Below are 25967 nucleotides of genomic sequence, written 5' to 3' on the forward strand. Positions count from 1 at the left end.
GTTTCAGGCAATTTCACGGAACCCGACCGATGACCACAGTTGATGTCGTTATTCCATGCTACAATTACGGCCGCTTCCTCAAAGCGTGCGTAAACAGCGTTCTTGAGCAGTCGGGTGTCGAGGTCCGCGTGCTGATCATCGATGACACGTCGTCCGATGATTCGCTCTCGGTCGCGAGGGAACTGGCGGCGGATAGCCGCGTGACTGTGATCGCGCATCCGACCAACAAAGGACATATCAGAACATATAACGAGGGGATCGATTGGGCATCCTCCGAATATTTCCTCCTACTGTCCGCAGATGACCTTCTGGTCACCGGTGCGCTCGCGCGCGCCGTCACGATCATGGAGGAGAATCCAGACGTTGTGCTGACCCATGGACGATCCCTGAGCTGGCACGACCACCTCCCGATCCCGCAGGTCCAGGAGGCGCAAGATTGCAGCTGGAAACGCCAGGACCTCTTGAAGGAAATGTGCTCGACGTCGGTCAATTTCGTTTCGACGCCGACTGCGATTTCACGCACGAGCGTTCAAAAGGAGGTGGGCGGATATCGCCCGTCGCTGCCGCACGCCGGAGATATGGAGATGTGGCTGCGTTTCGCCGCGCGCGGCTCCGTGGCCTATATCAACGCCGTTCAAGCGATCTACCGAAAGCACCCGACCGCTATGTCAAATACCTATCTGGCCGAAATGATTTCCGACTACCGGCAGTGCCAGCTCGCGTTTACGACCTTTTTCGACGAGCACGAAGACCGCCTCGGCGCCGCCCGCGACCTTAGAGGCGTGGCGCGTTCTGCTCTGGCTAACCGGGTGTTTAATCGCGGCATCAGACTGTTGCGACGGGGCCGTTTTCGGACTGGCATTTCCCTTGTCCACGAGGCCATGTCAATGGACAGACGGCTGCGGTATCTGCCGCCGCTTTGGCGCCTGCTGAAACCACCAGGAAAAGACGGGCGCCAGTGGGCGTTGTCGTTTATCCGGTAGCATCCGATGAGGCTCGGAGGCTTGCGCCGTGCCCTCTCTTCGCGAAGCTCGCGACGGCGATGGTCCGCATCGATGGCTATCGACGCATCGCTTCCTGATAGGTCCTCGTGCGAGACCAACTGGCGCGCAAGGTGTTGGACGACCCCGGGCCGGCGGTCGGCCGGCAGCTCCGCTATATTAAGCGTCGCGCTGTGAGCGTGGTAGTTCCGTCTCGGATCTACCTGCTTCCACAGGCCGCCGCAGGCATAATTCAATGAGTCCTGGTCGGCGAAATGAGTGTTCGGATGGCGCTTCAAAAATCCAGAGCCGTCTCGACGATCTGCTTCTCTCGCCATTGGTCCAGGTCGATGAGCAATACGCCAGCATTGAAGTAATCCCGCACGCGCGGGACATTGAGTTGGACCGCGTTCCGCTTTATTTGAACATCCAGTCCGTCATGGATCGCGCCGAGGAGATGTCTTTCGAGGTCGGTCGTGCAGAACTTCCCGAGGTCATCGAGCACGAGTATGTCGCAATCCAGATACAGCACCCGCGAGACGGTGGCCGGAAAGATCTGCGGGGTCAGGAACCGCGCATAGGTGAGTTTGGAGATATACCCCAAGGTCGAAAAAATTCCGGAACTTGTCCAGGTTCACCTCGATCCACTGGATTGACGCGGAGTCTTTCGGAAGGGAATCGCTAACCCTTTGCCGGAGTTCCTGAGATACCCCGTCCACGAGGATATGGAACTCCAATGGGGTGACGCCGTCGCCGCCTCCACGGCGGACCGGAGCGTTGTCGCCAGTGGCATGGCATATCGGCCGTCGCAAGCAAGAACGATGGGGCATCGCATTGGTCTGGTTCCTATCAGGACGAGTCCCGCACTGAGCGCGCTCCCGCTCAAAATGCGCTGCGCGGATCGAACAGGTATGACGCTTTGTTTATATTATTATTCCGTGCATATAAATTGAGCTAGGGACAATAAAACTTAAATGCGTTTAATTAATGTCGAGCCCTTTATTGTGGCAATCGTCCAATCAATTCAGGGGATTGCCCGTTCGCGGCTGTCTGTTGTATTGAGTCAGGCCGAATTAAAGTCTTGATTTAATATAATATGTCCACCAATATAAATTCGAATTATATTAAGGCGCCGGCATTTCATCGTGCCGCTCGTCGGGCGACCGGACCGCAGATCGAGGGTCAGGCGCGTGCGGGTGATGCATGAACGACGCCCGATGAGCGTTAAGCGAGCCTGCCCGTGCAGGAAGCCTCGCGAAGGCCGGGCCTGGTGAGAGAGCGGATCGCATGCGAGACGGACAGATGCGGTACTCAACTGAGATGAAGCAAGATGCCATTCGGCGCGCGGGCGGCATGGCCGGCATGCGCTCGCGGGGAATCCTTCGCAGCGGGCAGGGGGCTGCTCGGCACCAGGCATGGCCGATCGGCTTCGATCCGTCTTTCCGCGGGAATCTGTGATGACGGCGAATATGCATCCGCTCGAAAGCGTTCGGGCAGGTGGAGGTCCTCTCGTCTCCATCGTGATGTCGGTCTACAACGCGGGCGAATATCTGCGCCCGTCGTTGCTCAGCATCATCAATCAGACATATCGAAATCTCGACATCGTCATTATTGATGACGGCAGCACGGATGGCTGCTTCGAAACGGTTCAAGACCTGTTGCACGACGAGCGTATTCGCGTCACGCACCAGGCAAATGCGACGAAGCCCGTGGCCGTCAATCGAGCGCTCGAAACGATACGGGGGGAATTTTACGCGATCCAGGATGCGGACGACATCAGTCATCCGAAGCGGATCGAGCGGCAGGTCCTTGCGCTCCTGAGCAAGCCGCATCTGGCTGCTGCGTTTTGCGGTAACGAGCTCATCATCAACGGCAAATCGATAGCCCCGCTATTCTCTCCGAAAACCGAGGAAGATTGCCGCGCCTATATTAGTGCGTTTCGAATGCCTGCGCATGACCCCACGGGAATGTTTCGGGTCTCGCTGGTGGGCGACATGCGCTTCGACACGTCTTTGCCGGTTGCCGAGACATACGATTATATCCTGAGAATCGGCGAGCGGTTTCCAATGATTGTGCTGGGTGAATGCCTGTACAGCTACCGCATTCTTCCGAATTCGCTGACGCGCCGCGCGCCGCTCTGGCGCAAGCAGCTGGAGGTCGATGCCTTCCGTCGGGCGTGCAATCGCCGCGGTTTGCATGACGAACCGTTGGGTGAGACGAGCGACCGCAAATCCCGTAACTCCATGCTGGATAACAATATCGCCGCCCATTTCATGAAAAGCGTATTGGACCTGCGGCGATCTAACCGTCGCTGGTCCGCGCTGAAGGTCGGCTTGCAATGCGCATGTCTGCATCCGGCGGATTCCCATTATTATAAGGCGCTTGCATATGCCTTGATCCCGCGTGGCATCACCAGACAGCTACGCCGCGATTACCCTGCCGGCGCGTTGGAGACGGTTAAATGAGGCGCGTCGTGCACAGTGACGTGCTCGAGGAGGCGGGCTTGGGAAGGGCCCGCATTCGTCTGCGTGTGCGAAGCTCCGATAGTCGGGGAGGCTGACATTGAGCGGCCAGATATTGAGAACTCGAAGCGGTGGGCCGTCTATGGCCAGGCAAGCGCGCGGTCCTGGCGTGGGTTTTCCGGCAGCCGGTGCGATCCAGAACAACGAGCCTCAGCTGAAACTATTGATCTGTGCCATTTTCCTGCCGGAAGGACTGTCATTCTTCATCGGCGATTTCCGTCTGTCCGTCGCCCGGGTGTTGATCTTCGTCTTCGCGATCATGGCGCTGTCGCAGCGCGGGAATGGGCGAAGCACGGTCAACGTGCCGTCAGATTCCATGGCCCTGATTACCGGCTCCTGGATGATGATTGCTGCGACCTTCACCGACGGTTTCACGGGACTGAAGGGCGCCGGAATGGACGCCATAACATTCAGTGGTACCTATCTCGTATTCCGGCACATGCTCGGACCGGTGAACAGCTCCGTTCGGTTCATGCGTTTCGCTTGCAAGGTGGTTCTTGTCGTCATCGCGGTCGCAATGCTCGATCCCCTGACCGGGCGGCTGGCCACCTATGACTTCGTCAAGGGACTTACCGGCTATTACAAGCCGGCCTACGAGAGCGCGCTGATACTGCAGGCGGAGACATTGTTCAGGGATGGCTCCATTCGCGCCATGGGGTCGATGGAGCATTCGATTCTTTTCGGTGCTGTGTGTGCGTGGTTCGGAATTGCGGCGCTGGTCACCTTCTGGAACAAGACTTCTGGATGGATGATGGCGATCATTGCGCTTGTCGCTATCCTGTTTTCGCAGGCAAAGAGTCCGATGCTCGCCTTCGGAATCGGAGGGGTTCTGGCCGTCTATTATAGTCTCACGCCGCACTTTAAATCGCGATGGAAACTGGCGGGCTTGTGCACAGCCGCGTTGCTCGCGACTGTGTTCATATTTTCGGGGAGCCCGATTGCAACGCTCGTGCGTCTCGTCGGCGTCAATCCGGAATCGGCCTGGTATCGCCAAGCGATCTGGGATGTGGGAACGCCGGTGGTGCTCGGCTCGCCGCTTTTTGGCATCGGCGTCCATGGCGACTGGAACTGGCAGTCCCATGGCGCACTGGTGAGCGACAGCGTGGACGCATTCTGGCTCGCCTTCGCCATGTCCTACGGCATTCCGGCCAGCCTTCTGGTACTCGCGACCATTGTTGGCGCCTGTACGCTCGGTTCGGTGGACAAGTCACCCTACCTGACGCGTGAGGAGGGGAGGTTGTCCGTAGCGCTCGGGATCACCGTCGTAATGACCGTCGTATTGGGCTTCATCGTTCACTTTTGGGGCATCTGCTGGATTCTCATTGCCGCCCTTGCGGGAATACGCGCGCATCTCGCAGAGGCCGCTATCGTTCGTGGAAGGGCGGCGCGGCTGTCGAATGCTTCATGCGAAGCAGCCGCAATGGGATTGCAGGCGAGCGGCCATGGATGGACCGGCACGCGAGGTATCCGCGCTCCGATGGCGAGACGAACATAAGATGGGGCGTGGAAGTCAGATGAGGCACGACGGCGACGCGAGCAGGATTCAAAGGATGCATGGGACCGGCCAATGAAAGTGTCGATCATCATTCGAACCTACAATCGCGGATATATCATCGGCGAGGCCATACAGAGTGCCTTGCGCCAGACGTACGACGATTTCGAAATCATCGTGGTCGACGATGGATCGTCCGATGATACCGCCGATGTCGTAGAGCGCTTCCGGAGCGACAAGATCCGATATATCCGGCATGATCGAAATCGCGGCGTCAGCGCTGCTGGCAATACCGGCATCAAGGCTGCGCGCGGCGAATTCGTCGCGCATCTCGATTCCGACGACCTATGGTCGACGGATCTGCTTGCCAGGCTCGTCGCCATCCTTGAACGTAACGATAGCGTCGCTGCTGCATTCAGCGACGTCGAGGTTCATCGTGCAACCCAGATCTCGTCGATCGTCGGAAGCATGCGGGCATTTCCGAACCTGATTGCTTCACGGAACACCAGGTCGGATGAGTTTCTGTTCAGCCGCCGGGAAATGTATCTCTGTCTCCTGGAGGAAGTGCCGATCAAGCCGACGGCATTGCTCGTGCGTCGCAGGGTGCTCGACGAAATCGGCGGATATGATGAAGCGTGGCGGTCCGGGGAGGACTGGGAGCTCTATCTCAGGATCTCGAAACGATATGGCTTCGGCTACGTCAATCGCAAGCTGGCAGTGATGAGGGTTCTCGCGGACTCGACCCTTGCGAAATATCGGGAGCAAGACAAGGCCTCGTTGCTATCGCTCGCAATGAGCGAGAAGAAGCGGCTGGTAGAAGACAGCGAGGCGCTTCAGGTCGTCAATCGCGCGATCTATCATCACAGCAAGGACCTAGGCTGGATTTATCTTCATACCGACCGAAGAATGAAATCGATCGAGACGTATCTGCGCGGTTTTTTTGAAACCGGTCAGGTGCCGCTGATCGTCCGGGCGGCGGTCGCACTGATGCCGCTGCAACTGGTGTCGGGGTTGAAGTCGATATTCGTGCCGGGCAGTCGGCTGCAATCCTGAGGTGATTGTCGCGGGACGGGGCGGGTTGACGCGGGTGTGGTCGGTGCGAATGACGGGTGGATCCTGTGCAAGACAGCGATATGACACATAGTCACGCGACTGCGGAGCACGCATTGCGACGGATAGCGTTCGTGACGATTGGTGACGCGCGCAAGGTCGGTTTCTGGTCCGGCACACCATTCCATATGGCGAAGTCGCTGGCGGCGATGGGGCACGACGTCGTCCATGCCGGTCCGCTGAATGCGCCGATCCTGCCGCTGTACAAGGCGTATTCCCGGCTTCGGCGTGTATTCCGTGGGCAGCGGGTTTCGCCGTTTCACGCGAGCCCGGTGGTCGCACAATTCGCTGCCGACGCGGTGAAATGCGTTGCCGCGATTGCACCGGATGTGGTGTTCGCTCCCGCCGGTTCCTCGTTTGCCTCGGCCATACCGGCGGGCACGCCGCTGGTCTACGCATCGGATGCCACGTTTCGGCTGGTCGAGAATTATCACCCGAACTACCGGGGCATGGCGCCTGGTGCGCGCGCGATGATCGAGCAGCTGGAGCGCAAAACGATCGCACGCGCAAACCTGCTGCTCTATCCGTCCGAATGGGCCGCAGATTCTGCCATCCGTGACTATGGCGCAGACCCCACGCGTGTCCATGTGATTTCGTGGGGGGCAAATCTTGCAAATCCTCCGTCCCGCGCCTCAGCGCTTAGTCCGCGCAAGGAGGGGCCGTGCCGGCTGCTCTTCATCGGCGCCAATTGGCAGGAGAAGGGCGCTGATCTGGCCGTCGCGACCCTAACCGAGCTCACAAACAGGGGCGTGGACGCAGAACTTGTGATCTGTGGCTGCACGCCGCCTGTGCCCATCGTGCGGAAGAACTTGCAGATCATTCCGTATCTCGACAAGAACGATCCTGCGCAACTCGATCGCATCGGTCAGCTCTATCGCGACGCGGACATCTTTCTGCTGCCGACGCAGGCGGACTGCTACGGGATCGTGTTTTGCGAAGCTGCGGCGTACGGCGTGCCGAGTATTGCCCCCAGGACCGGCGGTGTGGCTGGTGCCGTGAGTGCGGGCGAAACGGGCCTGTTGCTGCCCCCGACGGCCACCAGCAATGACTATGCGACGGCGATTTCTGAGATATTAGCCGACCCGGATCATTTGGCGCGTCTGAAACAGGCGAGCCGCAATGCGTTTGAGGAGCGGCTGAACTGGGGGATCTGGAGCAAGCGGGTTTCAGAGCTGATACAGAACCTATGATCATTCTCAACTATCATCAGCTATCTGAACAGCCGCCGTCGAACAGGTGGTGCCTGACGCGCGACACGTTCGACGCGCATCTCGGGCTCTATGGCGACCGGGTCATCTCGCCCGCCGAGTTTTTGGCGCGCTGCGATACGCCGGAAGGCGACCGCAGCGATGACGTGCTGATCACGTTCGATGACGGCTTCCTGTCGGACTATACGCTGGCCTACGGGCAATATGTCGCGTCCGGCCGCATTCCGGGGTTCATGTCCTTCATCCCACTCGACTTCGTCGGCCAACCCGATCGCATGAACTGGAGGATGATCGAAGAGCTGAGCAAGGCCGGTGTGACGATTGGCTCTCACGGCCTCGCTCACATCGATCTCACCAGCGCTTCGGATGCGGAGCTTGAACGCGAAATGACCGTGTCGAAGTCGATCCTGGAAGAGCGGTTGGGACGGCAAGTCGGGCTCTTCGCGTTCCCGTACGGCCGTTTCTCGCGGCGCGTTTGGGAGGCTGCCTTGAAGGCTGGCTACAACCAGCTCTACACGATACAACTCGGACATCACGGCGGCTTTGAACCGTTCCTCTATTCGCGTCTTTGCATGACAAATGACATTGATGTCGAACAGATGCGCGTCCATCTCGCCGATCCCGATGCGACGCGGGGCATGGCCTGGCGGATCAGCGCGAAGCTCGGACTCTATCGGCACCTGATGCACTGGCGATACAGGTAAGGATCCGCACTGGCCGATCAGTGCGGCGCCGGTTAGGGCTGTGGCGACGGGATCGGATTTCCGACGACAAAGTGATCCCCTTGCCGGGGGACCCAGCGCACGTTTTCCCAATGGACGATATCGATGCGGCGGCCCTGGACCACATCGAAGGAGAAGGCGCCGTAGCGAAACGACCCACGCACGAAATAGACGTTGTTGAGGCTAACCGAAGAGCCGCCGTCTGCCGGGATCCGCAGCCCGTAAGCGCCGCCTTCGAACATCACGTTCTCCAGCACGTGGGCACCCCGCCAGTCGTCCGCGGAGAAATAGCCGGCGGTCGTTGCCCCGGACATCTTAAAGGTCGAATTCCTGACGGTAACGGTTCCCACCGAACCGGGGGAGTAGCACTGCATCCCATCTGCATGGTCATCCTGTCATTCGGCCTGCAATATTTGAACGCCGATTGACACCCTGTCCGGCAGGAGGGTGATCGGCCGCCGGCGTTCAAGGTCGCATATGATTGTCCCGTATCGCTGATTGCGGCGCCAGGCCCAGTCGTCAATGCCTACGACGCTTGGCCCGAATTGACCGCCATTGTTTGCAAGATGCGCCGGCGTTATCTGCAGATCACAGCCGGATATGCGGAACGTTGTTCTGTGCGACCTCGTCGATGGCATCCTCGTAGCCGGCATCAGCATAGCGGATGACGCCGAGGTCGTTGTCGTTGTCGAGGCTCGTCGCCAGACGTTTCGCCGCGGCGTCCGTGCCATCAGCGATCAACGTGACGCCCGCGCTGGTCATGTAGCCGGCATGGCCGCCGCCGCCGGAATGCACGGCGACGAGATTGGCCTGCGACGCGCACAGCGCCATGGCGTCGAGCAGCGGCCAGTCGGCGACGGCGTCGGAGCCATCGCGCATGTTCTCTTTCATGATGTTGGGATGCGCCATGCCGGCGGCATCGAGATGATCGCGCGAGAATGCCACCGGTCCCTTCAGTGAGCCGTCCGCCACCAGCGCATTCGCCGCCAGCGCCAGTTCGCTGCCTTCGCCATGGCCGAGCCAAGCGATGCGGGCGGGGAGGCCCTCGAACGGCACATGCGCGCGCGCCAGCCTGATCCAGTTCGAGACGATGTTGTTGTTGCCGAACAGGCGCAACACGAGATCGTCGATTGTCCGTCGTCAGACAATTTGAGACTGATCAGGCATTTCGAGAAGAGAGGCTCTGGCTCATCGGGGTTAGAGTTTAAGCGGCCTGCAGTCGGTGCTGCAAGCGTCGGTTCGCGATGGTGGCAAGTTTAATGCGTCTGCGTTCTGCGAGGATCGTCTGCGCTCGGTTGAAGTAAACGTCGGCAGGTGTGACGTTTTCGATGCTCTCATGATAACGAACATGATTGTAGTGCTCGACGAAGGCTCCAATCTATCGGTCAAGATCTCCGGGTAAATAATAGTTTTCCAGCAGAATGCGGTTCTTCAGGGTCTGGTGCCAGCGCTCGATCTTGCCCTGGGTCTGCGGATGATAAGGTGCTCCCCGCACATGACGCATGCCCTTGTCTTCGAGCCAGTCGGCTAGATCGCCTGCAACATAAGACGCGCCATTGTCGCTGAGCAGCCTCGGTCGATGCACAACGGTGGCGCTGTCGAGGCCCGATGCGGCCAGAGCTTGGTCCAGCGTGGCCGTGACGTCGGAAGCGCACATAGTGGGGCCGAGCCGCCACGCCACGATGTAGCGCGAGAAGTCGTCCAACACAGTCGACAGATAATACCATCCCCAGCCGGTGATCTTGAGGTAGGTGAAGTCCGTCTGCCAGAGCTGGTTGATGGCGGTGGTCTTGTCCTTGAACTCGTTCGCCGCCTTGATCACCACATAAGCCGGGCTGGTGATCAGGTCATGCGCCTTCAACAGCCGATAGACCGACGCCTCCGAGACAAAGCACCTTCTCTCGTCGGTGAACCGCACGGCCAGCTCCCGCGGCGATAACTCAGGAACCTGCAGCGCCAGGTCGATGATCTGGCTGCGGACGTCGTCCGGAATGCGATTCCAGACGCGATCCGGTTGGGAGCGATGATCGGCCAGCGCTTCGATCCCGCCCTCACGGTAGCGATCGTACCACCGGTAAAAGCTCGCGCGTGGGATGCCGAGCTTGTCCAGCGTACGCTTGGCGGGCAGATGCGATTGCTCCACTAGCTCGATAATTTCGGCCTTCTCGGATGCGGGATACCTCATGCCTCGTCCTCCCCATCCCCGCTCATATTTTTTTTAAGCAGACGGTTCTCGAAAGTCAGATCGGCCACCACCTCCTTCAACGCGGTGGCCTCACGACGAAGATCCTTCACCTCGCCGGGCGTTGCGGCTCGTGCGGTGTCACCGGCCAATCGGCGCTTGCCGGCCTCAAGGAACTCCTTGGACCAGCCGTAATACATCGAGGCGGCGATGCCTTCCCGACGGCAGAGCTCGGAGATGTTCCCTCACCCCGCAGCCCCTCCAGGACGATGCGGATTTTCTCCTCGGCCGAATAATGCCGACGCGTCTGACGCCGGATGTCCTTCAGCACTTGTTCTGCGGGCGCTTTGCCCGGTCCGGATTTTCTGCTTCATCTTCGCTCCTTACGGCTACGATGAACCAGAAATCCTCCCTTCGTGAAGTCCCTCAATTTGTCTCATGGGTGCTGACGGGGAACAATCGTCGATGACGGCGATACCCAGCGCGCATCCAACCCGTCTTGCGTGCTCGTCGCTCAGCTTGCCATCCAGAAACAGATTCGCAGACGTCGCAACCCGCTCCTGCGTGAAAAGCCCGCGCATGCGGCTCTTCACGTCCCCCAGCGAGGATGCCCACGACTCCAGTGCCGCTTCTATGGTTGCACCCGTCATCCACGGCCTCCCTACCAGGGAGACCTATTGATTCAGAGTTTCACACAATGCGCTACTGCAATCCTAGCGATTTCAAACGTCGAAGGCATGGCGCGCCAAATTACGCCTCAGGCGCCACAGGCCGGACACCCTGCGCCAGCGCCGCTTTAGCGGATGAATTTTCGCCGCGCGGCCGGCATCTGGGCGTGGCGGTTTTGGTCGATAGCGTTCAAGCACTGGCAGCGCCACCAACGTATCGCGGTATGTCTCAGCAAATCGCTGATCCCAGAAGACCGGCCCCGCGTTCCACGGTTTGTCTCCTCCTACGAAATGGACAATTCGAGGCGCGACCGAGAGACCGAGTTCGTGATGAAGCGGCGTGAAATTATACGCTTGGCTCATGAATTTTCGCCGCCCGACCGTAACAGCGTTCAGAGCGCTTTGATCGTGGAACCGACAATTGCGGCTATTCGCGATAAAATAGTCGAGCGCGTCCGAAGATATTTGCACCCAAGTCGCGCGACTAGATGCGAGGATACCCGCGTTGAAATAGTCTCCCATCGAGACGACGCCGATACCGCGAAGATAATCGGACAATGCCTTACCCGCTGGACTACTGGGTTTTAAAGACGCCATTGTCGCGTCGCCTGCAGCAAGCAGACACCCCGGCGTGACTGTGCAGGAGACGAGCGGCAGTATATCGCCGACGATTTGGATATCTCCATCCAGATAGATGACGTGCTCGTAACGCAGAGGCAAATCCCTGGCGATGACCAACCGCGCGAGCGTCGCCACCGAGACATGTGTCTCGTTGAAATGCGCCTGCTTAACGAACGCAAGTTGCTCGTCGTCCATCGCGACGACACTGATCCCCGCCGGCGCCATTGTCCTCGCCAATTCGGCAAGGTCGTGACCGGGCATGCCGATTACGAAGATCATGATGTCCGCGATTGCAGCGACCTTGTCCTGCATGGCGACCTGCAACGCTGCGACACACGTCGGCAGCAGATAGTTCACGTCGGTCGAAAAGAAAACCAAGCGATCTGTAACCTCGCTACCACTTTTAGGATCGCCCGCGAGTACCAGTTTCAATTGCGTCGAAAACGCCATGCCGCCCCCCAAGTAAAACAACGATCGCCCGGCAGGGCCAACTCAATGCAGGGTCGCCGATTTTAAGCGACCGAGCAACTTCAGTTATCAGTACGGTGACCGTAAGTAACCACATTAGAACAAAAGAAGAACGGTGCGTCGAGTTTCTTATTTCCCGTCCGCTCGCTGCCAGAACACTACCGTGTCGAGCCGGTTGCCGATCAGCCGCGCTGCGCGGTCGAGCAGGTCCGGTCGAGATCGCTGAGGCCGAGGATTTCGACGCCCGACGACCGCGCCGCCGCCAAACTCCACCACGTCGGCGGCTCCGGTCAGTCGCATGGCGCGCTTCCATGTGATCGCGCCAGCCTGCCAGACTGCGAGGATGTCGTGGGGGCTGGCGTGGTTGACGTCCATCACTCCGCCGACTGGTCGAACATGTCGACCTCAGGGACCGCCGGCGTCGACCACAGCGGCCAGCCGCGCCGTTCATGCAGGGCGATCCGCTTCTGTAGCTGGGGCTTGCCGTAGCGCGCTACGTAGAACGCCCGCAGCATGTGGTTGCGGTTGAGCAGTTTTTCATCATTGGCAATCGCCGCCGCGGCCCACTTCTCGCACCAGTACGTCCAGGCGTGCATCATCTGCCGCTTGCGGGCGATCGCGATGTCGGACGAGTAGAAGGCGCCGGTGACGTCGTTCGGCTCAGCGCCCTCCATGTGATCGAGAATCAGCTTGGCCTCGGATTTCGCGAAGCCGAGATCGCGTTCGCCGTAGGTTGCACAGGCGTAGCGGACGACGTGCGACGTGAAGTCGACGTTGGGCATGGCATCGAAGTAGTCGTTGAACAGGTCGCTGGCGGCGTGACCGCGGTTCGATGTCAATCGGCCCTTTAATTGCGATCTGTTGTCAAGCCTCCTTTAATCCGCCCTCAGCAAAGCTATAGCGCTCGCCCCGTCGCATCTGGATGGGCCGTGGAGATGGAGCAAGATTGATTGGCCGGCGATACGATAGCGGTCGGTGCTGGATCTTCTTTTGCCGTAGGAAAAATCTTACTGCGTTAGGTCTGATGCCATCGCCAGGGTCATGGTCCTTTCCGAGGTCGCCAAGCGCCTCATGATGATGTCCGGGGCGGGTGCCTCAACGTGTACAGCGGAGTGCGGACGAGCCGCCACCAGCCGATTGACCGAGGTCACCGCGACCACCGTCACAGCGGGACATCGCCAGCCCGGCGAACCGGGCCAGAAAGCGTCAGTTTGCGTCAGGACGGTGTGGCGTGGCCCCAATCGAACGAGGTGCCATCGACCCAAATGCAGTCAAGGATGACGGCGATCTTTCGGGCAATGGCGACCTTTGCCTTCTTCACACCGATCCGCTTTGCGAGTTTCATTCCCCAGACTTTGAGGGAAGACCATTTTTTGGTCCGATAAAGCAGAACGGTCGCGGCCTCGAACAGGTAGGATCGGAGAAGACGGTCCCCCCATCGAGATATCTTGCCGCTAGTGTCGGTTTCTCCAGATTGGTTTCGCCGAGGCGTAAGGCCGATATAGGCGCCGAGCGTAGAGGCCGACCGGAAGCGGGACGGATCGTCGATCGTATGGCGGAACGTGAGGGCCGTCACTGTCCGTCGTCAGACAATTTGAGACTGATCAGGCATTTCGAGAAGAGAGGCTCTGGCTCTTCAGGGTTAGAGTTTAAGCGGCCTGCAGTCGGTGCTGCAAGCGTCGGTTCGCGATGGTGGCAAGTTTAATGCGTCTGCGTTCTGCGAGGATCGTCTGCGCTCGGTTGAAGTAAACGTCGGCAGGTGTGACGTTTTCGATGCTCTCATGATAACGAACATGATTGTAGTGCTCGACGAAGGCTCCAATCTGTCGGTCAAGATCTCCGGGTAAATAATAGTTTTCCAGCAGAATGCGGTTCTTCAGGGTCTGGTGCCAGCGCTCGATCTTGCCCTGGGTCTGCGGATGATAAGGTGCTCCCCGCACATGACGCATGCCCTTGTCTTCGAGCCAGTCGGCTAGATCGCCTGCAACATAAGACGCGCCATTGTCGCTGAGCAGCCTCGGTCGATGCACAACGGTGGCGCTGTCGAGGCCCGATGCGGCCAGAGCTTGGTCCAGCGTGGCCGTGACGTCGGAAGCGCACATAGTGGGGCCGAGCCGCCACGCCACGATGTAGCGCGAGAAGTCGTCCAACACAGTCGACAGATAATACCATCCCCAGCCGGTGATCTTGAGGTAGGTGAAGTCCGTCTGCCAGAGCTGGTTGATGGCGGTGGTCTTGTCCTTGAACTCGTTCGCCGCCTTGATCACCACATAAGCCGGGCTGGTGATCAGGTCATGCGCCTTCAACAGCCGATAGACCGACGCCTCCGAGACAAAGCACCTTCTCTCGTCGGTGAACCGCACGGCCAGCTCCCGCGGCGATAACTCAGGAACCTGCAGCGCCAGGTCGATGATCTGGCTGCGGACGTCGTCCGGAATGCGATTCCAGACGCGATCCGGTTGGGAGCGATGATCGGCCAGCGCTTCGATCCCGCCCTCACGGTAGCGATCGTACCACCGGTAAAAGCTCGCGCGTGGGATGCCGAGCTTGTCCAGCGTACGCTTGGCGGGCAGATGCGATTGCTCCACTAGCTCGATAATTTCGGCCTTCTCGGATGCGGGATACCTCATGCCTCGTCCTCCCCATCCCCGCTCATATTTTTTTTAAGCAGACGGTTCTCGAAAGTCAGATCGGCCACCACCTCCTTCAACGCGGTGGCCTCACGACGAAGATCCTTCACCTCGCCGGGCGTTGCGGCTCGTGCGGTGTCACCGGCCAATCGGCGCTTGCCGGCCTCAAGGAACTCCTTGGACCAGCCGTAATACATCGAGGCGGCGATGCCTTCCCGACGGCAGAGCTCGGAGATGTTCCCTCACCCCGCAGCCCCTCCAGGACGATGCGGATTTTCTCCTCGGCCGAATAATGCCGACGCGTCTGACGCCGGATGTCCTTCAGCACTTGTTCTGCGGGCGCTTTGCCCGGTCCGGATTTCTGCTTCATCTTCGCTCCTTACGGCTACGATGAACCAGAAATCCTCCCTTCGTGAAGTCCCTCAATTTGTCTCATGGGTGCTGACGGGGAACACTGGAGCGCGAATTGAACGTGTCGAAATCGATGCTGGAAGAGCGGTTGGGACAGCAGGTCGGGTTGTTCGCGTTCCCATACGGGCGTTTCTCGCGGCGTGTCTGGGAGGCCGCCTTGAGGGCCGGCTACACCCAGCTCTATACGATCCAGCTCGGACATCATGGCGGCTTTGAACCATTCCTCTATTCCCGCCTTTGCATGACGAGCGATTTCGCTGTCGAGCAGATGCGCGTGCATCTGGCCGATCCCGATGCGATTCGCGGGATGGCCTGGCAGATCAGTTCGAAGTTGGGCATCTATCGGCACCTGATGCTTTGGAGCTACCGATAGCGATCCGCATTGGTCGATCAGTTCGGTGCTCAATACGGCTATGGCCGCGGGATCTGATTTCCGACGATGAGGCGATCGCCTTGCCGAGTGACCCAGCGCACATTTTCCCATTGGACGATATTAATGCGCCGGCCTTTGACCACATCGAAGGAGAAGGCGCCGTAGCGAAATGAGCCGCGCACGAAATAGACGTTCTTGAGGCTGACCGAAGATCCCCCGTCTGCCGGGATCCGCAGCCCATAAGCCCCACCCTCGAACAAAACGTTCTCCAGTACGTGCGCGCCCCGCCAATCGTCTGCGGACCAATAACCGGCGGTCGTTGCCCCCGCCATCTTGAACGTCGAGTTCTTGACGGTAATGATCCCTGTCGAGCCGGGGGAATAGCACTGCAGCCCATCCGCGTGATCGTTGCCCAAGCCGGTGGCTGCGATATAGACCCATGTCAGATTGATGTTTCCGCTGATGCAGCGAATTCCCTCGCGTGACTGGATCCGTACGCGCGTGAGGCTGCAGGAGGAACCGCAGGTGATCGTCGATTCGCCGGAATTCTCGACGATCGAAAGGTCCGTGACGGACGATCCAGGCGGCAACTTGATCGTGCTCGTGCCGGCCTTCGCTTTGACGAAAATCGGATCGTCGAAGCTCAATGGGGCATCGATCGTAAGCTGCGACTGATCGGGCGCCTCGCCGGGTGTCGGGGCTGCATTGTCGTCGCCGCGGTCAGACGCGGCAAGGACGTAGCCGGGGCGGAGCGGCGGCGACGTGTCTCCCGGTCGCGCTGCAGCTGTTCCCGCCGGCACCAAACTCAGCATCAGGAGCAATCCCACCGATGCTTTTGGAAGGGGTCTGTCGCTGGATTTCATTGATCTCGTCCGTCTCGGTCGCTTCGCCGCATATGAATACATTAAACCTGCCTTGACGTGACGACATGCGAGAGGGGGGAGACTCTCGCACTTACCTTGCGGCAGTTCGAATGCGTCGGCTGCGCCGATACGATACAAAGTGCTCTGGGTCCGAGGCGCCCCTGCGCGCCGCGTGACGCCCAAGAGCCCGGTGTCTTTGATTCCTGTATATTCATGTTGGCCTGACATCCGCACCACGAGGCTACGCTTGATTATGACCCAAAACCAAGGGATTATCACTCGCGGTACCATGTCGAGCGCCTTACGGGGAGAATTCGTCAGATGTCGTGTTGCGGTCTGCAGTTTCAAACTGAAGCATGATCATCGAGGACAGGTTGGAACGTTCCGAGGGCACGTCGCGCAAGAGCGTCAAACTTGCCGTTATCATCGTTGCGTACCGCAATGCCGACGACATTGATCGCTGCCTGAAGTCACTCGAGCAGTCTGACCTCTGTCAATTCGAGGTTTTCATCTGTGAGAATGGTGGGGAAGCGGCCTATACGGATTTGCTGTCGCGTGTGGTCGGGGCAGATCGAATCCTGAAACGGTCGCCGGAGGCCGCGGGCATGCTCGACCTTCCTCAGAGGCGGCTGGCGTTTGTGGCAAGCTGTAAATTCCAGGGTCGTGCGAATGCAGTCCGGATTGGGCTCGCTACCGACAATCTGGGCTATGGCGGCGGCGTCAACGCCTGGCTGGAGCCTCTCCTCGACACGCCCGGCTGGGATGCTGTGCTCGTCCTCAATCCCGATACCGAGGTCGATGCGTCCGCGCTGTCGGAAATGATGGCCAAATCCGACGAGGGTTTCGGCATGGTCGGCGCAAGCCTGGTGTTCGATACGAGCCCCGACAAAATCATCAGCTACGGCCTTCATTGGTCGCGAATGACGGGGCGCGTCATTGCAGTAGGGCGTGATGCGCCGGTCGGCAGCCCGCCGTCGGCCGAAGACCTTGCAAGGCTCGATGCAATCAGCGGTGCCTGCGTCTTGCTGACGCGCACATGCTTGCGCGATGTCGGCCTCATGGCTGAAGACTATTTCCTCTACATGGAAGATCTGGATTGGGGGCTTCGTCGGGGCAGCCACCGCATCGGCATCGCGAACAGGGCACTTGTCCGGCATATTGGCGGGACGACGATCGGCTCCGCCGTGGCCGTCGAGAAGCGCTCCTATCTCTCTATTTATCTGTCTGCCCGTAACAGCGTGCTCTATGCTCGGCGTTTCGCTGGCTGGCGTTGGGTCTGCCATTTCGGAGTTGGTCTGCTCTATGCAGCGCGCTATCTGATCAAGGGATCAGCCACCGCTGGGAAGGTGGCGCTCGCTGGTTTGCTGGACGGTGCGAGGGGCAAGACCGGACGGCCTGATGTCGTACCCGGAGCGAGCTAACGGCGTGGTCTCCCTCGCCCGGTGGCCGCTATTTGATCTCTTTTGCCATATTTGCGCTCGCCGAGCGGTGAGATAGTCCTGCCTCGACGCGATGACGACCGTCATTTTTCACGATCTCAGGCGCGAGATCGACCCATCAATTAAATAGATAAATCGGCCGGCTCGGCTTTAATTAAAAGAAATAAATAACGCCGCCGAAGTGCGCCGGGTTGATGGGCGGAATTATGAAGAAGATATTGCCTCCGGCTCAATCGATGCCTAAGAAAAGGTATTTACCGACGATTGATCGGCGCCATCAACTCGCTATCAAAGTTCTATCTGCAAGCTGGTGCTTTTCGTCAAGTTGGTTCTCGGGCTGCTAGCCGACTCATATCGTTGTTATTCAGGCGTGAAACCACGTGTCACCGTGTCGAGAGTTCTTGCGATGCAAGTAACGACCTGCAAGACACTTGATATTTAGATGGTGCTCTTCAATCCGTATTCACTCTGCGGAAAAACTGGCTGAAAGGGGCGTTTTTTCGCGATCCAATTAACTGCGTGGCAATCGGGGAGGTTTATTTTAGGCATCGTCGGTGCTGCGAATAGCGATCTATTTTATTACTTCGCCATTTTACAGGCTTTGTGAGGGTTTAAATGGGTTCGCGAAAATCACCTTGGGTGGGCCGTGATGTTGTCCCAAAAAAGCCTCTGCCAGCCACCAAAGACGATTCCTGACGATGCGCCATTGGGGTGCATGTGGAGCATCGTCCCTCGGGACTCTTAGTCGCGAGCTCGGGGACTATCAGAGACTACTTGGAGATTTGGAATGGCAGGAATTCCTTTGAGCTGGAATGACCCGATTTTTAGTGGCGTTACCACTTCGGGCCCAGTTGTAGTTAAGGACGGCGGGACGCTCTCGAACAGAAGCATCACCGATACAAGCGGCGCGACGTCGATCGTCGGTGGCGGCTCATTCACGCTGGACACGGTCCGCGTCAGCTCAAGAGAAGCTGTTCGCATCGGGGGCGGCGGCGACATCACGATCAATAACTCATATCTCGAGACCACGGGGTTGGCGGGTGACCACGCCGATGGTATTCAAGCCTATAGCCCGGGCAGCTCGGGCAATGTGACCATCACTAATTCGACGATCGTATCCCACAATCAGAACGCAACGGCCGGTCTCTTCATCGCCGACAATTACGGTGGGACGGTCACGCTGAATAATGTGGTGTTCGAGGGAGGCCCGATCGGACTGCGCATTGCCGCGGACAATCAGGACATCACTGTGTCCCTCAAGGACGTCTATTTCGTCGGCCCGTTCCAATACGATCCTCTGCTTATTCAGGAGATCGCTGCCAACATCCACATTACCCAGTGGGAGAACGTGCGCTACGCGACCATCGTGAATGGCCAGCTCGTTCCGGGCGCGCTCATCGCTTCGCCGTTCCCCGTGGAAGGCGGCGCCACGACGCCGCCACCGGTGCAAGATCTGGTCGCCGATATCACCTCCTGGTCGCCCGATAGCGGCAAGATCGGCGATGGCACAACCAATGCCGACAAGATTACGCTGAAGGGCATCGCGACCGCCGGCAGCACCATCAAGGTTCTCGACGGCACCAAGTTGGTTGGCACAGCGACCGCCGACAGCAGCGGCAACTGGAGCTTCACCAGCGGCGCGCTCGCCGACGGCACCCACAAGTTCACGGCGACTGCCACGAATTCGACTGGGACGAGCCCCGCCTCGGCCGTGCGCTCGGTCGTGGTCGACACTGCGGCGCCGAACGCGCCCACGGTGGCCGTGTCCACTTCGGCGGCGGCACTGGCTGCCTCTCATGTGGCCGTGCTTACCGGCACTGCGGAAGCCAACAGCGCCGTCAAGGTCTATGACGGCACTACGCAGATCGGTACCGCGACCGCCGGCAGCAACGGGGCCTGGACGTTCACCACGGCCAATCTCGCCACCGGCAACCACAGCTTCACCGCCAAGGCGACGGATGCGGCCGGCAATACGGGCAATGCGTCATCTGCCGTGCCGGTCACGATCTCGAACACGACGACGCCTCCGCCGACGTCAACAAAGCCGGGTGCGCCAGTCATTTCCTCCTTTTCTGAAGACACCGGCACGAAGGGCGACGGCATCACCAACGACAACACGATCACGCTGACCGGCACCGCTGCCGCCAACAGCACGATCAAGGTCTATGACGGGGCGACACAGATTGGCACGTTGAAGGCCGCGGCCAATGGGTCGTGGAGCTTCACCACGCCGGCCCTCAGCGATGCAAAGCACACGCTGACCGCAACCGCGACCAACAGCTCGGGGCAGACCAGCTCCGCTTCGTCGGCGGTGGCGATCACGGTCGATACCACAGCACCAGTCGCGCCGACCATCGGCGCCGGTTTCTCGGCGAGCGAGCGGGCGAGCGCGGCTGCGAGCCTGCCCACATCCGTTGCCAGCGGCTCGGCGTTGAACCTGAAGGGCGTAGCGGAAGCCAAGAGCACGGTTTCCGTTTATGACGGCAACACCAAGATCGGGACCGTCACAGCCGGCACTGACGGTGCGTGGACCTTCTCCACGAGCAGCCTCGCGGCCGGCAACCACACGCTGACAGCCAAGGCGACCGACGCGGCCGGCAACATCGGCACGACATCCGCCGCGTTGACCGTCAACGTTACATCCACCACGACCCCGGTCCCTCCATCGGCACCCAAGATCGCGTCCTTCTCTAACGACACCGGCAAGGTGGGCGACGGTATCACCAGCGACAACACGCTGAAGCTGGACGGCAGCGCAGCTGTGAACAGTACTGTCACTCTTTATGACGGGGCGCAGAAGCTCGGTACGGTCAAGTCGGACAGCAGCGGCGCATGGAGCTTCACGACCGCAGCGCTGAACGACGGCTCGCACAGCCTGACCGCCAAAGTGACCGATAGCAAGGGCCAGACCGGCGCGGCGTCCGCGGTGACAAAGGTCACCGTCGATACGCATGCACCGGATGCGCCGTCGCTGGGAGTCTTCACGGCGGACGGCAAGGCCCTGAACGGCCCGACCACGGTCGCCGATGTCACGCTGAAGGGCACGGCCGAGGCGAACAGTCTGGTCAAGCTTTTCGATGCCGGAAAGCTGATCGGTGAGGCGACTGCCAAGGCCGACGGCACCTGGAGCTTCGACCCCGGGCACCTGTCGAATGGCGATCACAAGTTCGCGGCGATCGCCTCGGATGCCGCCGGCAACACCGGCGTCGCATCCGTGGCCAAGGCAATCTCCGTGAACGACTCTCCGGCTTCGTCAGCAGGGATCGACCTCACCAAGGTGTATCAGGGCGCTGACGGCTCGGTGGTCATCAAGGGAACGGCCGACGCCTATAGCCAGATCAAGATCTTCGACGGAACGAAGGAGATCGGTTCGGTCAAGGCGAAGGCGGATGGCGATTGGAGTTACTGGACCGGGTCGGTTTCACAGAGCTCGGTACACTCCTTCTCTGCGAAGGAGCTCGATAAATCCGGTCAGGTCGTGTCAAGTTCGGGAAGCGCAATTGTTGGCACTTCCGGTGGGAATACGCTCAAGGGGACGTCGGGCGATGACATTTTTATCGGCAACGGACACCCGGATACGTTCGTATTCGCTCCGAATTTCGGAAACGATACGATTAAGGATTTTCGAGCCAGCGGTTGGTCGCACGACACTGTGCAATTCAGCAAGAGCATGTTCGACAACTTCGCGGATGTCCTGTCTCACGCCACGCAAAGTGGTCAGGATGTCGTGATCGCGTCGGGCCACGATTCGCTCACGTTAAAGAACACGAAGATCGGCGCGCTGGACAAATCGGACTTCCACTTCGCTTGACGACCTAGGCGCACTCCGTGCGCGATGGACCAGTTGACGCATCGATCCAATGGGATCTGGATCGATGCGTCCCGAGGGGGACTACAATGATTAACTTTGGAAGGCGGGGGGAAACACCCCCGCCGGAGCGGGCACGATTGAACAAGGCTCCGAGCTTTGCGGGATTGTCGCGCTTTTTCGGCATAGGTAATAAAGCGGACGTGAAGCGGGCAACCGATCCGAAGAAGCCGATGCCGTCGAATGGAGCGATTCCTAAGCCGTCCTTGAATGCCAAGTCGTCTTCGACGCCAAAAACGCTCTCTAATTTCGTGGAGACGGCCCGGCTGACCATGTTCTCGGGCAAAACTAGGTCAAGCGACGATTACGCTGTACCGCGGTCGGAGTTTGCAGGATTTCTCAGTTCTTGCCGCCAGATTTTCTGGGCGATGGCGATCTTCAGCGGCGTCAGCAATATCCTGATGCTGACCGGCTCATTTTTCATGCTGCAGGTCTATGATCGTGTCTTGCCAAGCCGGAGCGTGCCGACGCTGATTGCGCTGCTGGCGCTCGCGATCTTGCTTTATCTGTTCCAGAGCGGCCTCGATCTCATCCGCACCCGCATCAGCGCGCGCATGGGGCGCCATCTCGACGAGACGCTGGGCGGCCGCGTGTTCGATGCCGTCATTCGCCTGCCGCTGAAGACACGCGGGGACGGCGATGGCCTGCAACCCGTCCGCGATCTCGATCAGGTGCGCAGTTTTCTGGCGAGCGGCGGCCCATCTGCACTGTTCGACATCCCATGGATGCCGGTCTATCTCGGCATCTGCTTTCTTTTCCATTTCTGGATCGGCGTGACAGCATTGGTCGGCGCCCTCGTTCTGGTCGCCATCACGATGCTGACCGAAATTCGCTCGCAAGGGCCCGCCAAGGCCTCTGCGCAGTTCGCCGTTGTGCGCAATTCGGTAGCGACAGAGGGACGACGCAATGCCGAGGCGCTTCATGCAATGGGCATGCGGCGGCTGGCGGCTGCGCGCTGGCATGAAGCCAATCGGAAGTATCTTGCGGCGAATGAAGCTGCGAGCGACGTCGCCAGCGGTCTGGGTGGCGCATCCAAAGCCTTCAGGGCGATCCTACAGTCGGGCGTTCTTGCGGTCGGCGCATACCTTGTCATCAATCAGGAATCGACGGCAGGCATCATCATCGCCGGCTCGATCCTAACGTCCCGCGCGCTGGCGCCCGTTGAGCTTGCGATCGCCAATTGGAAAGGCTTCGTGAGCGCGCGGCAGTCAAGACAGCGGCTCGAACAACTCCTGACGTTGCTCCCGAAAGAGGAGGAGCCGTTGGCGCTGCCGAGCCCGGTCGAGGCGATTGCCATGGAAAATGTCTATGTCAACGCGCCGGCATCTGACCGGGTCGTTCTGCACGACGTCTCGTTCAATCTGAGGAAGGGCGAGGGCCTCGGAATCATCGGCCCGAGCGGGTCCGGAAAGTCGTCGCTGGTGCGCGCGCTCGTCGGCGTGTGGCCGCAGATGCGCGGTAGGATCACTCTCGACAACGCCGCGCTGGGGCAATGGTCTTCGGAAGCACTCGGCAAGCATATCGGCTATCTGCCACAGGACGTGGAGCTATTTGACGGCAGCATCGCCGTCAACATCGCCCGTTTCGACCCCAATGCGAATCCGAAGGCGGTCCTGGCAGCGGCGCGCGCGGCGGGCGCGCATGACTTGATCCTGTCATTCCCCGACGGCTACGGCACCAAGATAGGCGAGGGCGGCATGGCGCTCTCGGCCGGTCAGCGGCAGCGCATCGGGCTCGCGCGTGCATTCTACGGCGATCCTTTCCTCGTCGTCCTCGATGAGCCGACGTCCAATCTCGACGCCGACGGCGAAGCGGCATTGACCGAAGCCATTCTCACTGTGCGTCGCCGCAACGGCATCGTTGTGGTGATCGCGCATCGGCCGAAGGCGCTGGATGGGGTCGATCATGTTCTGGTGATAGCAGAGGGCAAAGTGCAGTCCTTTGGCAGGAAGGAAGACGTGCTGACGAAGGTGTTGCGGACTGCGACCCCGTTGAAGGTGGTGGGAGATCGCGGATGACCAATGCAAGTAACTCGGCGCTCCATTCGATCCAGCGTTATATGATCACCGGCGGAATCCTGGTCGTCCTGGTTACTTTCGGCATCGGCGGGTGGGCCTCCACCACCGAACTGTCGGGAGCGGTAGTTGCACAGGGCGTCATCGTCGTCGATTCGAGCGTAAAGAAGGTGCAGCATCCGACGGGCGGTGTCGTCAGCGAACTGCGCGTGAAGGAAGGCGATCGCGTCAAGGCTGGCGATATTGTGGTGCGCCTCGACGAAACCCTGACGCTCGCAAACGCAACGATCATTACAAAGAGTTTCGACGAATTGCAGGCGCGGCAGGCACGTCTGGAGACAGAGCGTGACGGCGCAGACCAGATCGTATTTCCGGGCGTTCTGCTTGAACGCGCGAAGGATGCCAAATTCGAAGCTGCCCGCGCGATTACCGCCGAGCGAAGCCTGTTCGATCTCCGACGACTGTCGCGCACCGGACAGAAGTCCCAGCTCAGAGAACGCAGCTCCCAGCTTCAGGACGAGATAAAGGGATATACCGGCCAGCTCGAAGCAAAGCAGAAAGAGGTCAACTTCATTTATCAGGAGCTTGAAGGCGTCCGGACTCTCTGGCAGAAGAACCTTGTGCCGATCACGCGTTTGACTGCCCTGGAACGCGATACGGCGCGGCTCGAAGGTGAGCGAAGCCAGCTGTCCGGAATGGTCGCGCAGGCGAAAGGCAAGATTTCGGAAATCGGACTCCAGACGATCCAAATTGACCAGGATCTGCGAACCGAAGTCGGCAAGGACCTGATCGAGACTCGTTCAAAAATTTCGGAACTTTCCGAACGAAGGACGGCTGCGGTTGACCAGCTTAACCGTATCGACATTCGCGCACCGCAGAACGGGCGAGTTCATCAGTTGGCGGTGCATACGGTAGGCGGCGTTATATCGCCAGGCGAGCAGATCATGCTCATCGTACCGGACAACGACACGCTCGCAGTTGAAGTCAAGATAACGCCGCGCGATATTGATCAGCTCTATATCGGGCAATCGGCATTTCTGCGATTTGCCGCGCTCAATCAGAGGACGACACCTGAGATCGAAGGCGACGTCGTCCTCGTGTCAGCGGATCTGACCCAGGATCAGCGCACCGGCACCAGCTATTACAACGCGCGTGTGTCGCTGAAGTCAGATCAGGTCGCGCGACTTGGAGAGTCCAAGTTGGTCCCCGGCATGCCTGTGGATGTATTTATCCAGACGCCCGGTCGGACTGCCCTTGCATATATGATCAAGCCGCTGAAGGAGCAGGCGGAGCGCGCGCTTAAGGAGCGGTGACATCAAGTCGGCCTCATAACTCTAGCCACCGCCGTTAACTAAAGCGGGCGCGTGGCTCCTGAATGTATGAATCCTGGATTTATGGCTCCTTGCGGGTTCCGCCGGCGGCGGCCACTCCAATGTATCGCTTCGATGCCGTCGTCGTGCTTAGCCCGCGCATCTTGAACTCGGGTGCTGTTACCTGCAGTCCAGTCGCGGATATCGACAAGTGGCGTGATTTCGCGCCCCTCGATCACAACGCAACTCAAGCGCCCCGTGGCGAAAGCTCCGGTATCGATATTCACCCTATTGGACCGGACGTCGGGTACGTTGACCGGCGTATGTCCATGGACAACGAATTTCTCGAACGGCAAGCTGTGATGCAGGAAGTCCTCGCGAATCCAGAGCAGATCGTCTTCCTTCTGCTTGCGCAGCTCAATTCCCGGCCGAATTCCCGCATGGACGAAGACGAAATCGCCGCAGGTGAAGGACGACGGCAGCGCTTCGAAAAATGCGAGATGCTCCGGCGGCAATGCGGCGAGCAACTCCTGTGACAATCGCTCTTGGTCGCAATGGCTGCGACTGAGAGACGGCCTCAGCCCATATGAAACCAGCGTTTCGAGACCACCCAGCGATCGCCAATCGTTCAGAGTTTCAGGCGCATCGAGAAAGCGCCGAATGAAGGTCTCATGATTCCCCTTCAGGATGATGACCTCTCGCACTCGCGCGCAGGCCAACAGCAGGTCGATCGTCCCTCGAGAGTCGGGTCCGCGGTCGATATAGTCGCCGAGGAAGACGATGATCGACCGTGTGCTGGGATAGTGCGCCTCGTCCGATTCGATCTGAGCGAGCAGCAGCCTGAGAAGATCGGTGCGCCCGTGGATGTCGCCGATCGCATAGATGCGAATACCATCCGGGAGGCTGGCTTTGCTCAGTGATTTCGCGTCATGCGAAGGTTTCCACACGGTCGGATCCTGTCGGTACGGGGGTGTCCGTCTCATGATAGGCGATCGATCATAATTAATGCGCGTTATTTAATTGTTATATTAATATGGGGCGATCTCAAGTAATTTAATTATATCCGGCTGCGTCATTTCCGACGC

At 59.4% G+C, this 25967-nt stretch carries 18 protein-coding genes and 5 pseudogenes; 11 read left to right on the forward strand and 12 right to left on the reverse strand.

The annotated features are described in order from the left end of the window. Positions 1-29 precede the first annotated feature (29 nt). The gene (locus AB8B20_RS31295; RefSeq protein ID WP_439070960.1) at positions 30-983 is read left to right on the forward strand and encodes a glycosyltransferase; all 954 of its coding nucleotides are present in this window, start codon (positions 30-32) and stop codon (positions 981-983) included. Between the two features lie 292 nt (positions 984-1275). On the opposite strand, the gene AB8B20_RS31300 is transcribed toward AB8B20_RS31295, so the two are convergent. Next, on the reverse strand, positions 1276-1584 hold the full coding sequence (locus AB8B20_RS31300) for a glycosyltransferase family 8 protein (RefSeq protein WP_439070961.1): 309 nt from the start codon (positions 1582-1584) through the stop codon (positions 1276-1278). An 853-nt stretch (positions 1585-2437) separates the two neighbouring features. On the opposite strand from AB8B20_RS31300, the gene AB8B20_RS31305 reads away from it, so the two are divergent. The 5 genes from AB8B20_RS31305 (at position 2438) to AB8B20_RS31325 (ending at position 8016) form a co-directional block, all read left to right on the forward strand. Next, the gene (locus tag AB8B20_RS31305; protein WP_439070962.1) at positions 2438-3445 is read left to right on the forward strand and encodes a glycosyltransferase family 2 protein; all 1008 of its coding nucleotides are present in this window, start codon (positions 2438-2440) and stop codon (positions 3443-3445) included. Between the two features lie 139 nt (positions 3446-3584). Then, positions 3585-4997: an O-antigen ligase family protein gene (locus tag AB8B20_RS31310; protein ID WP_439070963.1), complete on the forward strand. Its 1413-nt coding sequence runs from the start codon at positions 3585-3587 to the stop codon at positions 4995-4997. Between the two features lie 72 nt (positions 4998-5069). Next, entirely contained in the window at positions 5070-6047 is a 978-nt protein-coding gene (locus AB8B20_RS31315; protein WP_439070964.1) for a glycosyltransferase family 2 protein, read from the forward strand. 185 nt (positions 6048-6232) lie between these two features. Continuing rightward, positions 6233-7294, forward strand: a complete 1062-nt coding sequence (locus AB8B20_RS31320; protein ID WP_439070965.1) for a glycosyltransferase family 4 protein — start codon at positions 6233-6235, stop codon at positions 7292-7294. Continuing rightward, positions 7291-8016, forward strand: coding sequence for a polysaccharide deacetylase family protein (locus tag AB8B20_RS31325; protein ID WP_439070966.1), 726 nt, complete (start codon positions 7291-7293; stop codon positions 8014-8016). Before AB8B20_RS31320 ends, AB8B20_RS31325 begins: the two co-directional genes overlap by 4 nt. Before the next feature lie 32 nt (positions 8017-8048). Here the strand turns inward: AB8B20_RS31325 and AB8B20_RS31330 are convergent, their stop codons facing one another. From AB8B20_RS31330 to AB8B20_RS31370, 9 genes and pseudogenes are all read right to left on the reverse strand, one after another. Then, positions 8049-8348 carry a hypothetical protein gene (locus tag AB8B20_RS31330; protein WP_439070967.1) on the reverse strand — a complete coding sequence of 100 codons (300 nt, stop codon included), beginning with the start codon at positions 8346-8348 and terminating at the stop codon, positions 8049-8051. Between the two features lie 274 nt (positions 8349-8622). Next, positions 8623-9165 (reverse strand): annotated as a pseudogene (locus AB8B20_RS31335) (urocanate hydratase); the annotation flags it as partial. A 73-nt stretch (positions 9166-9238) separates the two neighbouring features. Further along, positions 9239-10547 (reverse strand): annotated as a pseudogene (locus AB8B20_RS31340) (IS3 family transposase). Positions 10548-10696: 149 nt separating this feature from the next. Then, positions 10697-10884: pseudogene (locus AB8B20_RS31345) on the reverse strand (IS701 family transposase); the annotation flags it as partial. A 54-nt stretch (positions 10885-10938) separates the two neighbouring features. Next, on the reverse strand, positions 10939-11955 hold the full coding sequence (locus tag AB8B20_RS31350; RefSeq protein ID WP_439070968.1) for a glycosyltransferase family 8 protein: 1017 nt from the start codon (positions 11953-11955) through the stop codon (positions 10939-10941). Positions 11956-12102: 147 nt separating this feature from the next. Beyond that, positions 12103-12348 carry a hypothetical protein gene (locus AB8B20_RS31355; RefSeq protein WP_439070969.1) on the reverse strand — a complete coding sequence of 82 codons (246 nt, stop codon included), beginning with the start codon at positions 12346-12348 and terminating at the stop codon, positions 12103-12105. Continuing rightward, positions 12348-12812 carry a hypothetical protein gene (locus AB8B20_RS31360; RefSeq protein WP_439070970.1) on the reverse strand — a complete coding sequence of 155 codons (465 nt, stop codon included), beginning with the start codon at positions 12810-12812 and terminating at the stop codon, positions 12348-12350. Before AB8B20_RS31360 ends, AB8B20_RS31355 begins: the two co-directional genes overlap by 1 nt. Before the next feature lie 377 nt (positions 12813-13189). Beyond that, a pseudogene (locus tag AB8B20_RS31365) lies at positions 13190-13549 on the reverse strand (transposase); the annotation flags it as partial. Positions 13550-13622: 73 nt separating this feature from the next. Continuing rightward, a pseudogene (locus AB8B20_RS31370) lies at positions 13623-14973 on the reverse strand (IS3 family transposase). A gap of 96 nt (positions 14974-15069) precedes the next feature. On the opposite strand from AB8B20_RS31370, the gene AB8B20_RS31375 reads away from it, so the two are divergent. After that, positions 15070-15387, forward strand: coding sequence for a hypothetical protein (locus AB8B20_RS31375; RefSeq protein WP_439070971.1), 318 nt, complete (start codon positions 15070-15072; stop codon positions 15385-15387). A 38-nt stretch (positions 15388-15425) separates the two neighbouring features. On the opposite strand, the gene AB8B20_RS31380 is transcribed toward AB8B20_RS31375, so the two are convergent. Further along, complete coding sequence (locus tag AB8B20_RS31380) at positions 15426-16034, reverse strand: hypothetical protein (RefSeq protein WP_439070972.1); 609 nt, start codon at positions 16032-16034, stop codon at positions 15426-15428. Between the two features lie 572 nt (positions 16035-16606). On the opposite strand from AB8B20_RS31380, the gene AB8B20_RS31385 reads away from it, so the two are divergent. The 4 genes from AB8B20_RS31385 to AB8B20_RS31400 all read left to right on the forward strand — a co-directional run bounded on the left by AB8B20_RS31385 (position 16607) and on the right by AB8B20_RS31400 (position 24885). Then, on the forward strand, positions 16607-17671 hold the full coding sequence (locus AB8B20_RS31385; protein ID WP_439070973.1) for a glycosyltransferase family 2 protein: 1065 nt from the start codon (positions 16607-16609) through the stop codon (positions 17669-17671). A gap of 805 nt (positions 17672-18476) precedes the next feature. Then, positions 18477-21500 (forward strand): Ig-like domain-containing protein, encoded by a 3024-nt coding sequence (locus tag AB8B20_RS31390; protein WP_439070974.1) that lies wholly within the window; start codon positions 18477-18479, stop codon positions 21498-21500. A 329-nt stretch (positions 21501-21829) separates the two neighbouring features. Further along, positions 21830-23575, forward strand: a complete 1746-nt coding sequence (locus AB8B20_RS31395; protein WP_283808862.1) for a type I secretion system permease/ATPase — start codon at positions 21830-21832, stop codon at positions 23573-23575. Next, positions 23572-24885, forward strand: coding sequence for an HlyD family type I secretion periplasmic adaptor subunit (locus AB8B20_RS31400; RefSeq protein WP_439070975.1), 1314 nt, complete (start codon positions 23572-23574; stop codon positions 24883-24885). The genes AB8B20_RS31395 and AB8B20_RS31400 overlap by 4 nt, the downstream gene beginning before the upstream one ends. A 38-nt stretch (positions 24886-24923) precedes the next feature. On the opposite strand, the gene AB8B20_RS31405 is transcribed toward AB8B20_RS31400, so the two are convergent. Beyond that, positions 24924-25829, reverse strand: coding sequence for a metallophosphoesterase family protein (locus tag AB8B20_RS31405; RefSeq protein ID WP_439070976.1), 906 nt, complete (start codon positions 25827-25829; stop codon positions 24924-24926). Between the last annotated feature and the right edge of the window lie 138 nt (positions 25830-25967).

Source organism: Tardiphaga sp. 866_E4_N1_4, from assembly GCF_052076075.1.
In the GTDB taxonomy this organism is placed as follows: domain Bacteria; phylum Pseudomonadota; class Alphaproteobacteria; order Rhizobiales; family Xanthobacteraceae; genus Tardiphaga; species Tardiphaga robiniae.